The organism is Hydrobacter penzbergensis, from assembly GCF_900106985.1.
Lineage (GTDB): Bacteria > Bacteroidota > Bacteroidia > Chitinophagales > Chitinophagaceae > Sediminibacterium > Sediminibacterium magnilacihabitans.
On the sequence record NZ_FNNO01000021.1, the window covers coordinates 41850 to 53274 of the forward strand.

The following is an 11425-nucleotide window of genomic DNA, read 5'->3' on the forward strand; positions in this document are numbered from 1 at the left end:
AATATGAAATATATTATACCTATATTGATGTTGGTGACGGCCTTGTGTTTCAGCGCCTGTAACTGGATACATTTCAAACGCATCGAAGGAAGCGGGAACAGGGTAACGGAAACGCGTCCCATTGAGCATGCAGAAAAAATAAGACTGGGATCGATATTCGATGTGGAAATCACCAAAGGTCCCACTACTTCTGTAAAAGTGGAGGCAGACGATAACATACTGCCTTATGTGGTCACCCGCATGGAAGATGGGTTCCTGCTCTTGGAATTGAGAGACCATATATATATTGGCCACTCAGCGGGCATCAAGGTATATATCACTACCGACCGGTTGGAAGAACTGCGTTTATCCGGAAGCGGCAATATTACAGGAAAGGGTAAGTTCACCGGGGCCGATAAACTAAAAGTGAAAGTATCGGGTATCGGCAACATGAACCTCGACGTGAATACCCCCGAGGTAGAAGCCGAGATCAGCGGCAGTGGCTCTGTTACCTTGTCGGGCGAAACCAGGAATGAGCAGGTCCGGATCAGTGGCATCGGCAGTTACAAAGGTGAAGACCTGAAGGCTGAATCTGTGAAAGTGCGGATATCAGGAGCAGGCAATGCAAAGGTTTTTGCCGATAAAGACCTGGATATACATGTATCGGGTATCGGATCGGTATATTATAAAGGAGCAGCTTCTATTACACAAAGCATTTCTGGCACGGGCAGCGTACATAAAATTGACTAAACCATTATTTTTTCATTATTTTAGGTTGAAAATTCACTGAAAGTAATGGAAAACGTGCACAGCATTTTACTGGTTGAGGATGAGATCAAATTAGGCAAAGCCATTCAGGATGAACTAGTTCGGCAGGGATATGAGGTAGAGGTGGCCACCAATGGGAAAGAAGCTGAAAAAATGTTTAAAAAACAGGCTTTTTCTTTGGTGTTGCTCGACATCAACCTGCCCTATAAAGATGGATTTGCCCTTTGCAGGGAATTCAGGAAACACAACCAGAAAGTGCCGATTGTGATGCTCACTGCAGCAGGTCAGATCAGTGATAAGGTAACGGCTTTTGAATTGGGTGCAGATGATTATATTGTAAAGCCTTTTCATTTCGATGAACTGTTTGCACGCATCAAAGTATTTCTCAAACGTTCTGAAAAACCCCGGAAAGCAGAAAAAATAGTTGTGCATGACCTGGTGATAGACCTTTGGGACAAATCGGTGAAAAGAAACGGCACCGATATTTCCCTCACGGCGAAAGAATTTACTCTGTTGGTTTTGCTGGCATCTAATAAAGAAAAAGTGATTTCCAAACAGGAGATTCTTTCGAAAGTATGGGACATGAGTTTTGACACCGGTACTAATACCATTGAAGTCTACATCAGCTTTTTACGGAATAAGATTGACAAGCCTTTTGAACAGAAACTGATCTATACCAAGCCAGGGTTCGGATATTACATCAAATAAACCCGGAGCATGAACCTCAAGTTACGGTTTGCACTGCTGCTCACTTTTTTTGTTGCCATCGTTCTGATCATTACATCTACGGCCATTTTCATCTTGGATTCGGGCTACCGGCGGGAAGATTTTTTTGAGCGATTAAAAAAAGACGGCCTGGAGTTCCATGATATAGTTGCTGAGATCAAGGCGCCCGGTGAAGCTGCCATTGTGATGCTGAAGAAAGCATTGCACAGCAATACTTCCTATGATGAAAAACTGGTTATATATGATTCAACGGGTGGTGTATTGAACAAACTGCCGGATACCGTGCATGAATTGATGGACAATGGCATGATGAAGAACATAAAAAACCTGAAAGAGTGGAGGCAGGAAAACGAAAATGTGCAAAAGGTTTGGTTGTATATACCTGAGACGCATTATTATGTTTTGTCATCGGGATATGATCTGCCGGGACTGAGCAAGTTGAACAACCTGAAGATCATACTGGCATCGGTTTGCATTGGGGCCTTGTTACTTACTTCTGTTTTTTCTTTCGCGTATGTAGGAGAAGCAGTGAAGCCACTCACTATGTTGAGTAACCAAATGGCTTTCATCAGCGAACAGAACCTGACTGAAAGGGTATCCGAAGATGGCAGGTATGAAGAGATCAACGAGATCGCCCGCAATTTCAATGAGATGTTGGAAAGATTACACAAAGCATTTGCAGTGCAGAAGAATTTTGTACAACAGGCTTCTCACGAATTACGCACTCCCTTGGCTTCCATGCTCGCTCAAACAGAGTTGGCCCTCAGGAAAAACCTGGGGGAAGAAGAATACAGGGAAGTGCTGTATTCGCTTAAAGAAGACGAACAATGCCTGATAGAGTTGACGAATTCACTCTTATTGCTTTCACAATACGGGCAGCTGAATTTTCAGTCCGACTGGCCCTGGCTGCGCATAGATGAGTTGCTGTATGAATCCATCAGCAGCATGAAAAAAATATATCCCGACATAGCGGTAACCGTATTCTTTGTGAAACAACCGGAATCGGACCATGATTGCCTGGTAGCGGGTAACGATTCCCTGTTGACATCGGTTTTCGCTAACCTGCTCAAGAATGCTTACAACTATTCATTCGACAAAAAAATAAATATTGGCATCGACATACACCATCGTCATGTGGAAGTGTATTTCGATAATAGGGGCGTGCACCTCTCGCCCGAAGAGGCAGAAAAGATCATGGGACCGTTTTTCCGTGGTGAGAATGCTGCGATGACCAAGGGTTTTGGATTGGGACTTTCCATTGTGCAACGTATCCTTACCGTGCATCATGGAACCATCACTTATACGGCCCTGTACGATGATACGAACCGTTTTACCGTGCGCTTACCCAAAGTGGAGGATCATCATTACATAATATAAAAGCCAACCGGCTACCGGTTGGCTTGCAATGATTTATCGGAAAGCTATAGATAAAGCTTACGCTGTAGCTTTATTTGCCTTTTTAGCCAGTTTGCTCTTCAGGTTGGCAGCTTTATTTTTGTGGATGATACCACGCTTAGCCAACTTGTCGATCATAGAAACAACGTCAGGCAACTGCTCGGTATAGGCCTTTTGGTCGGTGTTCGCTTTCAGACCGCGGATGGCATTACGGGTAGTTTTGCCATAGTAACGGTTACGATCGCGACGCTTAGCAGCTTGTCTCACATCTTTCTTGGTAGCTGAATGATTTGCCATGTTCTGTTTTTTTCAGGACGGCAAAGGTAAGGTATAGGAATCAAACAGGGAAATTTTCGGCAAAAAAACTGAAAAATCCATTTTCACCGAGATGGCATAAAAGCCATCTAAAATGGTGAAAATTAGCCGTATTTTATGCGGCTAATGACCGATATTTGCCCTCAATTTCAACAAAAAGCTGAATAATCTAGTCAAATGAAGGATTTTTCGTATATCACCAATTCCCATCCGGCCTTTATCGAAAGTTTGTACCAGGAATTTGTGAAGAACCCGGCAGGGATTGATCAGGATCTGCGTAAATTTTTTGAAGGGTTTGATTTTGCTGTTGCCAATCATGCGGGCGCAGCGGTAAACGGACAAACCGCTGTTGCTGCAACGGCGGCGATCGACTGGATGAAGGAAATCAGGGTATACCGCCTGATCCTGGGCTACCGCAATAAAGGCCACCTGCTGGCCAAGACCAACCCCATACGTCCGCGTAAAGACCGCGGCGCCAACCTGGAACTGTCTTTCTTCGGACTTTCCGATGCCGATCTGGATACGGTTTACCAGGCAGGCAATCTCATTGGCCTCGGCGCCACCAGCCTGCGCAATATCCTCGATCATTTGCAGAAATGTTATGCCGATAAAGTAGGTATTGAGTTCAAATACATCAGCGATCAGAAAAAGATCGACTGGCTCACCAACGAGATGGAGCGTAAATTCAATACGCCCGTTCCCATCACACAAAAGAAACGCATACTGGAAAAACTAAACCAGGGTGTGATGTTCGAAAAATTCCTTCACACCAAATACATTGGCCAGAAACGTTTTTCACTGGAAGGAGGAGAAACCACCATTGCTGCACTGGATGCCATCATCAATGTAGCCGGTAACAATGATGTGCAGGAAGTGGTCATTGGCATGGCACACCGCGGCCGCCTCAACGTATTGGCCAATGTGATGGGTAAAACTTATGAGCAGATATTCAGTGAATTTGAAGGAACGGCTGATATCGACCAGACCATGGGTAGCGGCGATGTGAAATACCACATGGGGTATGGCAGTGAAGTGCAAACAGCAGATGACAAACATATTCACCTCAAACTGATGCCCAACCCTTCGCACCTCGAAGCCGTAGATCCGGTGGTGGTGGGTTTTGCAAGGGCGAAAGCAGATGTATTGTACGGAAGCGATTTCGACAGGATATTACCCATACTGGTGCATGGAGATGCATCTGTAGCCGGACAGGGCATTGTGTACGAAGTGTTGCAGATGAGCAACCTGGCCGGTTATTATACAGGCGGTACCATTCACTTCGTGATCAATAACCAGATCGGTTTCACCACAGATTTTGATGATGCAAGGAGTGCCGATTATTGTACTTCTGCAGCGGCCATGATACAGGCGCCGGTATTGCACGTGAATGGCGATGATGCGGAAGCAGCTGTTAAATGTGCAGAGATCGCCACACGCTATCGCCAGGAATTCAACAGCGATATTTTCATCGATATGGTTTGCTATCGCAAACACGGACACAACGAAGGAGACGACCCTAAATATACGCAGCCACAGCTCTATGCATTGATCGACAAACACCCGAACCCACGGGAGATCTATACGCAATACCTCATGGAGAATGGCGAAGCCGATGCACAGCAACTGGCTAAGGAAATGGAAAAGAAATTCTGGGCCGATCTCCAGGAAAGACTGGATGAAGTGAAACAGCATCCGCTGCCTTACAAATACCAACAGCCCGAACTGGTATGGAAAAGCCTTCGCAAAGCAACAGAAGAAGATTTTGTTGCTTCACCCGCTACCAGTATCAGTGAAGAAGAAGTGCGCTCGCTTTTCAACGGCCTCATGAAATGGCCGTCTGATTTTCAGCCATTGAAAAAAGTAGAAAAATTATTGCAGGATAAGATCAAGCTGCTGGAAACAGAACAAAAGATCGACTGGGCTACGGCCGAACTGATGGCTTATGGATCCATTCTCTGCGAAGGAAATATTGTGCGCATGAGCGGACAGGATGTGAAGCGCGGCACTTTCAGTCACCGGCATGCAGTATTGCGCGATGAAAACACCAATGCTGAATACAACCGGCTCGACCATCTCCAGGAAAAGCAGGCGGCATTCCGCATCTATAATTCTTTGCTGAGCGAATATGGGGTATTGGGTTTTGAATATGGTTATGCCATGGCCAATCCCAATGCATTAGTGATATGGGAAGCGCAGTTCGGAGATTTTTGCAATGGTGCACAAACCCTGATCGACCAGTTCATTGCAGCAGGCGAACAAAAATGGCAGCGGCAGAACGGTGTGGTGATGTTGTTGCCGCATGGATACGAAGGACAAGGCCCTGAGCACAGCAGTGCGCGCATGGAACGTTTCCTGCAAATGTGCGCCGAACTGAATTTGGTGGTAACCAATATCACGAGCTCTTCCAATCTTTTCCATGCATTCAGGCGCCAGCTTACCTGGCCATTCCGCAAGCCGCTGATCAATTTCTCACCCAAAGCCAACCTGCGTAATCCGGGCACTTATAGTCCCGTCAGCGAATTTACCACCGGCGGATTCAGGGAACTGATCGATGATGCATTTGTAAAAGATGCTACACAGGTGAAGAAAGTATTGTTGTGCTCCGGCAAACTTTATTTTGAACTGGCCGACAAGCAACAGAAAGACAACAGGAACGATATCGCTATTGTAAGACTGGAACAGTTGTACCCGCTGCCTTACCGCCAGATTGATGCGCTGTACAAGAAGTACAGCAAAGCCACCTGGTTCTGGGTACAGGAAGAACCGCTGAATATGGGAGCCGCCAGTTTCCTGCAGATGAACCTGAAGAACATCAATTTTGGTGTGATCAGTCGCAATGCCAGCGCAGCCACTGCAACAGGATATGCTAAAGTGCATGCCCAGGAGCAATCGGAGATCATCGATACGGCATTCGGCATCTGATAATAAGATCAACCGCAGACCATCAAACCACAGATAATAAAACAGATATATGATCGAAATAAAAGTTCCAACGGTAGGAGAATCAATCAGTGAAGTGACGCTTTTAAAGTGGACGAAGAAGGACGGTGAGTGGGTGGAGCGCGATGAAGTGATCGCGGAACTGGAAAGTGAGAAAGCTACTTTTGAAGTGAATGCTGAGAAAGCGGGTGTGCTTACTACAAAATGGAAAGAAGGCGAAACGCTGAACATTGGGGATGTGCTGGCTGAGATCGACGAAACAGCTGCCAAGCCTGCAACAGCGGCTGCTCCCGTTGCAGAGAAACCTGCTGCTGCGCCTGCTAAAGCAGTAAGCGCTGAACCGGCTCCTGCAGCCAGAGCATCCGAAGTGAAAGCTACACCGGTAGCATCGGCGATCATAGCAGATAAAAAAGTAAATCCTTCCGCCATTACACCCTCCGGTGTTGGCGGAAAGATCATGAAGCACGATGTGCTGGAAGCATTGAACAATCCCGGCCGCAAATCATTCGACGGCGATGCATTGTTCTCCCGCAATGTACGCCAGGAGAAAATGAGCAATTTACGCAAGACCATCAGCCGCAGGCTGGTGGAAGCCAAGAATACGACGGCAATGCTCACCACTTTCAATGAAGTGGATATGGCCAGGGTCATGGAAGTGCGCAAACAATACAAAGACAAGTTCAAAGAAGTGCATGGTGTGAACCTGGGCTTCATGAGCTTCTTTGCCAAAGCCTGTGCCATTGCGTTGGGTGAATGGCCTTCTGTGAATGCTTATATCGATGGTGATCAGTTGATCTACCATGATTATGCCGATATCAGTATTGCAGTAAGTACACCGCGCGGATTAACAGTACCTGTGATCCGCAGCGTGGAAAGCCTGGGTATGGCAGAGATCGAAAGAAAAGTGGTAGAGCTTGCTGGTAAAGCTAGAGACAGTAAACTGACTGCCGAGGACTTGCAGGGTGGTACTTTCACCATTACCAATGGCGGTGTATTCGGAAGCCTTATGAGCACACCCATCATCAACATACCACAAAGTGCCATCCTGGGCATGCACAAGATACAGGACAGGCCCATGGCCATCAACGGGCAGGTAGTGATACGTCCCATGATGTACATTGCGCTGAGTTATGACCACCGCATCGTTGACGGACGTGAGAGCGTTAGCTTCCTGGTTCGCGTAAAAGAACTGCTGGAAAATCCTGAATTGTTATTGTTCGGCAAAGACCCCGTTAAGACATTACTGGAAGTATAAGGATAAGATAATCAATACGATAGTTTGAAAGGGGCTCCGCAAGGAGCCCCTTTTGTTGTAGTTATTCACCTACAAATATTTTATTAATAACGATATAAATTGCAGTACATAAATCCTATTCTATGAAGCTACCGTTACTCACCTACGGCTTGCTCCTGTGCACAATACTCAGCTCCTGCGAAAAGCAATTTGAGCTGAAGATGGCCAAGGGCGCCGATTCCGCATCCGGAAACCAAAATACTACCGGTGCTCTGATGAAGGTAGACGTTACCGGAAGAAAGGGCATCACTACCCGGCATTATGACTACGATGCAAATGGCCGGCTCATCAACATAAAGGTCGACAATGCAGAGCCCGACGGCGGCACGCAGGTACGACGCATGGTGCGCGACAGCCTTGGCAGGATCGTAAAAATAGTAGCCAATTTTAAATGGGGAAGCCAGGGCAGCGGCACTACCTTGAACGGCCCCGACAGTACCATCATCTACATGCATTATCCTTCGGCTACCAGTACACAGTTCGATTATACCTTTTCGAGTCTTAGCGTACAAGGCGTTACTTCAGCCGACAGCAGTGCCTACACATATACCAATGACCGGATCACTGAAATGGACACCTATTTATCATTGAATGGCGTGATGAATGTGCTCACCGCCAAAAAAACCTACAGTTACGATACCAATGGGAACATCACGCAAATGAAAACCTATATGCCCGACCCTTCGGGCTCGGGTGCCATGACCTCCTTGCTCACATTTACTTTCACGGCCGATGATAAGATCAACCCATTGCAAATGGGTAATGAAGGATTGATAGAAGGTGGAGACGGACAAAGTACCGGCAGGAACAATATTACCCGGATGGCTATTGATGCCAATGCTGTATTAACTTCTTATCCCAGCCAGGTTAGTACGATTACGTATCAGTATAATGCGAATAATAAACCGGCATCGGGAGATGTGGTGAGTTCGTTGATAGGCAATAGTTCCATCAAATATTATTACAAATAGGATTTTCCCTGCTTTGTTACAGTATTGATGCCGCTGTTACCCGCAGCGGCATTATTTTTACAACCGGATGAAATATGCGCATCAATATATGCGATCGGCCGAAACGATCATTGGTCTGTATGATGGTACAGTACCACTCGCTGTTTTTCTGAAACAGCATTTTGCCATTCAGAAAAAATTCGGTTCCCGTGATCGCAGATTCATCAGTCACCTTTGTTATTGCTATTACCGCATGGGGCATGCCAGCCTGCACCTGCCGGTAAGTAAACGGATACAAATGGCTTTATTCCTTTGCGAACCTTCACCCGGTGTGTGGAGCGATCTGTTTGAAACGCCGTGGCTGGAGCACTGGAGCGATGCATTACCGGCCCGTATCCAATACCTGCAATCGGTAGAACCCTCTTTTTCGATAGGCAGTGTATTTCCCTGGCAGGAGGCATTGAGCCTGACCATTGATGCAAATGGATTTGCGTGTTCTCATTTTATACAACCGCTTCTTTTTTTACGAATAAGACCCGGGTATGAAAAGATTGTTCCGCAAAAACTCAAAGATGCAGCCATTGCGTTTCAATCTTTGAACGAACACTGCATCGGGCTTGCGAATGCCAGCAAGATCGATACCCTTATTGCCATCGACCAGGAAGCTGTTGTACAGGATTACAATTCACAAAGGGTGGGGGAAAAACTTCCGGCAAACGTATCTACTGTATGGGATTGCTGTGCGGCAAGCGGCGGCAAATCTATCCTGGCAAAAGATATATTGAAGAAGATCGATCTTACCGTATCCGATATCCGGCTTTCCATCCTGCAGAACCTGAAACAACGATTCATACGTGCGGGGATTCAAGAGTACCAGGCTTTTGTGGCAGACCTGGCATCGGGCAAATCCGTTGCAACTGCAAAAAAATACAGTCTTATCATTTGTGATGTTCCTTGTAGTGGCAGCGGTACCTGGAGCAGAACGCCTGAACAATTGTATTATTTTGAACAGGAACGGATCGATCATTATGCATCATTGCAACAAAAGATCGTTCGCACAGCACAACATCACCTGGAAGAAAACGGATACCTTTTGTACATTACCTGCTCGGTATTTAAAAAAGAGAATGAAGAACAAGTGTCCTTCATTCAACAAAATTTTCCTTTGGAGTTGCTAAGTATGGAACTATTAAAAGGATACGACCGGAGAGCAGATTCACTGTTTACGGCACTGTTTAAAAAACGAGCTCACCCCGCTGGATGATACCACCGCCAATTACGTCGTTGCCTTCGTAGAATACGGCGCTTTGTCCGGGTGCAATGCTTTTTACGTTTTCATAAAAACGTGCACGGATGCCTTTGTCGTCATTATACAAATTGCTCAATGTGCCTTTGTCTTTGTAACGGATGCGCGTCATGGCTTCCATGCCATCGGTGATGCCATCGTATTTGATCCAGTTGAGTTTGCCAACGATCATATCGTTTTGTTCCAGGTCGGCTTCGTCGCCCAGTACTACGGTATTGCTGTCGGGATGGATGGCCGTTACATAAATGGGTTTTCCCAATGCAATATCCAATCCTTTGCGTTGTCCGATGGTATAGAAAGGATAGCCTTTGTGTTGCCCTAATTTTTTTCCGTCTTTGTCCACAAACCATCCGCCTGCTACCTGGTCTTCCAGTCCATCTACCCGTCTTTTCAAAAAACCGCGGTAATCGTTATCCGGCACAAAGCATATCTCGTAGCTCTCGCTTTTTTTAGCGAGCTCCGGGTAGCCCATATCCATGGCCATCTGGCGGATCTCTGTTTTATGGTATTTGCCCAGGGGCATGATGGTGCGACTCAGCAATTCCTGGTCGAGCCCCCATAACACATAACTCTGGTCTTTGGTATCGTCTTTCCCTTTGCTGATCACATAGCGATCATTGGTATGCTTGCGTATCTCTGCATAGTGACCGGTTGCAATGAAATCGCAGTCGAGTGCATTGGCACGTTTCAGCAATGCCCGCCATTTGATATGGGTGTTGCACATCACACAGGGGTTGGGCGTGCGGCCCGCCAGGTATTCTTCCACGAAATTTTCGATCACGAAATCACCGAACTCTTCGCGGATATCTAAAATGAAATGCGGAAAACCATGGTGCACGGCCGCCTGTCGCGCGTCGTTAAAAGAATCGATATTACAGCAGCCTGTTTCTTTTGAACTGCTGCCACTGCTGGCATAATCCCATGTTTTCATGGTAATGCCCACGACTTCGTATCCCTCATGATGCAACATGAGAGCCGTAACGGTACTGTCGATACCGCCACTCATTGCCACTAAAACCTTTCCTTTACGGCTCATGATGAATTGATTAATTTCGTGCAAAATTAAAAAAACTAAACCGAAAGGGGTGTTAAGGATGCTATCTGCTGATACACAGCGGGTTTCGAATAGCGGAAAAGATTTGCGATATCTACCTGACGGGTTGTTGGCGCCTTTTCACGATATTTACTAAAACAGATCTATTATGATAAAACTTCAAGTGATTGGTAACCTGGGTAAGGATGCGGTTCTGAACAATGTGAATGGGAAAAATGTGATCAATTTTACGGTAGCGCATACAGAACGTTTCAAAGATGCACAGGGTAATCAGAAAGACAGGACTACCTGGGTGGATTGTGCTTACTGGACCGACAGGACCGGTATCTCTCCCTATTTGAAAAAAGGAACACAGGTATATGTAGAAGGAACACCGGATGTAAGAACCTATACTACCCAGGATGGCCGCAACGGTGCTTCATTAACCATGCGTGTGTTGAGCGTACAGTTACTCGGCAGCCGTTCAAATGAAGGAGGAGCATCGCCTGGTGCGCCTGCTTATACACCAGCTTATAATCAACCGGCGCCGCCTTCAGCCAGCGATATCACCGAGCCGATCGATGACCTGCCGTTCTAACCGGATAATACGAGCTAATATTTATGAAGAGGCCGTCTCAATACAATAATTGAGGCGGCTTTTCATTTTGAGAGGAGAGCGGGCATTTAAAGCTGGGATTAGATTTTCTGAGAAGTACCTG

General features: G+C 46.3%; 10 protein-coding genes. 8 read left to right on the forward strand and 2 right to left on the reverse strand.

Going from position 1 to position 11425, the window contains the following annotated elements:
- Window positions 1-3: 3 nt before the first annotated feature.
- From BLU98_RS16495 to BLU98_RS16505, 3 genes are read left to right on the forward strand one after another with little or no spacing between them, the layout of a single operon-like run.
- Window positions 4-729, forward strand: coding sequence for a head GIN domain-containing protein (locus tag BLU98_RS16495; RefSeq protein ID WP_092726909.1), 726 nt, complete (start codon window positions 4-6; stop codon window positions 727-729).
- Between the two features lie 45 nt (window positions 730-774).
- A complete protein-coding gene (locus BLU98_RS16500) occupies window positions 775-1455 on the forward strand; it encodes a response regulator transcription factor (protein ID WP_026773458.1) in 681 nt (226 codons plus the stop codon).
- A gap of 9 nt (window positions 1456-1464) precedes the next feature.
- Window positions 1465-2850, forward strand: coding sequence for a HAMP domain-containing sensor histidine kinase (locus BLU98_RS16505; protein WP_092726910.1), 1386 nt, complete (start codon window positions 1465-1467; stop codon window positions 2848-2850).
- A gap of 57 nt (window positions 2851-2907) precedes the next feature.
- On the opposite strand, the gene rpsT is transcribed toward BLU98_RS16505, so the two are convergent.
- Window positions 2908-3165, reverse strand: coding sequence for a 30S ribosomal protein S20 (rpsT, locus tag BLU98_RS16510; RefSeq protein ID WP_026770674.1), 258 nt, complete (start codon window positions 3163-3165; stop codon window positions 2908-2910).
- Window positions 3166-3360: 195 nt separating this feature from the next.
- Between rpsT and BLU98_RS16515 the strand changes: the two genes are divergently transcribed.
- The 4 genes from BLU98_RS16515 (at window position 3361) to BLU98_RS16530 (ending at window position 9631) form a co-directional block, all read left to right on the forward strand.
- Window positions 3361-6105: a 2-oxoglutarate dehydrogenase E1 component gene (locus tag BLU98_RS16515; RefSeq protein ID WP_092726911.1), complete on the forward strand. Its 2745-nt coding sequence runs from the start codon at window positions 3361-3363 to the stop codon at window positions 6103-6105.
- A gap of 49 nt (window positions 6106-6154) precedes the next feature.
- Window positions 6155-7378, forward strand: a complete 1224-nt coding sequence (odhB, locus tag BLU98_RS16520; RefSeq protein WP_092726912.1) for a 2-oxoglutarate dehydrogenase complex dihydrolipoyllysine-residue succinyltransferase — start codon at window positions 6155-6157, stop codon at window positions 7376-7378.
- A gap of 122 nt (window positions 7379-7500) precedes the next feature.
- On the forward strand, window positions 7501-8388 hold the full coding sequence (locus tag BLU98_RS16525) for a hypothetical protein (RefSeq protein ID WP_139173992.1): 888 nt from the start codon (window positions 7501-7503) through the stop codon (window positions 8386-8388).
- Between the two features lie 88 nt (window positions 8389-8476).
- On the forward strand, window positions 8477-9631 hold the full coding sequence (locus BLU98_RS16530) for an RsmB/NOP family class I SAM-dependent RNA methyltransferase (RefSeq protein ID WP_257575072.1): 1155 nt from the start codon (window positions 8477-8479) through the stop codon (window positions 9629-9631).
- Here BLU98_RS16530 and mnmA read toward each other — a convergent pair.
- On the reverse strand, window positions 9603-10709 hold the full coding sequence (gene mnmA, locus BLU98_RS16535) for a tRNA 2-thiouridine(34) synthase MnmA (RefSeq protein WP_092726915.1): 1107 nt from the start codon (window positions 10707-10709) through the stop codon (window positions 9603-9605). The genes BLU98_RS16530 and mnmA overlap by 29 nt on opposite strands.
- A gap of 166 nt (window positions 10710-10875) precedes the next feature.
- Between mnmA and BLU98_RS16540 the strand changes: the two genes are divergently transcribed.
- Complete coding sequence (locus BLU98_RS16540; RefSeq protein WP_092726916.1) at window positions 10876-11304, forward strand: single-stranded DNA-binding protein; 429 nt, start codon at window positions 10876-10878, stop codon at window positions 11302-11304.
- Window positions 11305-11425 lie beyond the last annotated feature (121 nt).

What these genes read in the sequence shown, in the direction of transcription:
- BLU98_RS16495 (WP_092726909.1), top strand. Translation starts at nt 4, where the DNA reads ATGAAATATATTATACCTATATTGATGTTGGTGACGGCCTTGTGTTTC.
- BLU98_RS16500 (WP_026773458.1), top strand. Translation starts at nt 775, where the DNA reads ATGGAAAACGTGCACAGCATTTTACTGGTTGAGGATGAGATCAAATTA.
- BLU98_RS16505 (WP_092726910.1), top strand. Translation starts at nt 1,465, where the DNA reads ATGAACCTCAAGTTACGGTTTGCACTGCTGCTCACTTTTTTTGTTGCC.
- rpsT (WP_026770674.1), bottom strand. Translation starts at nt 3,165, where the DNA reads ATGGCAAATCATTCAGCTACCAAGAAAGATGTGAGACAAGCTGCTAAG.
- BLU98_RS16515 (WP_092726911.1), top strand. Translation starts at nt 3,361, where the DNA reads ATGAAGGATTTTTCGTATATCACCAATTCCCATCCGGCCTTTATCGAA.
- odhB (WP_092726912.1), top strand. Translation starts at nt 6,155, where the DNA reads ATGATCGAAATAAAAGTTCCAACGGTAGGAGAATCAATCAGTGAAGTG.
- BLU98_RS16525 (WP_139173992.1), top strand. Translation starts at nt 7,501, where the DNA reads ATGAAGCTACCGTTACTCACCTACGGCTTGCTCCTGTGCACAATACTC.
- BLU98_RS16530 (WP_257575072.1), top strand. Translation starts at nt 8,477, where the DNA reads ATGCGATCGGCCGAAACGATCATTGGTCTGTATGATGGTACAGTACCA.
- mnmA (WP_092726915.1), bottom strand. Translation starts at nt 10,709, where the DNA reads ATGAGCCGTAAAGGAAAGGTTTTAGTGGCAATGAGTGGCGGTATCGAC.
- BLU98_RS16540 (WP_092726916.1), top strand. Translation starts at nt 10,876, where the DNA reads ATGATAAAACTTCAAGTGATTGGTAACCTGGGTAAGGATGCGGTTCTG.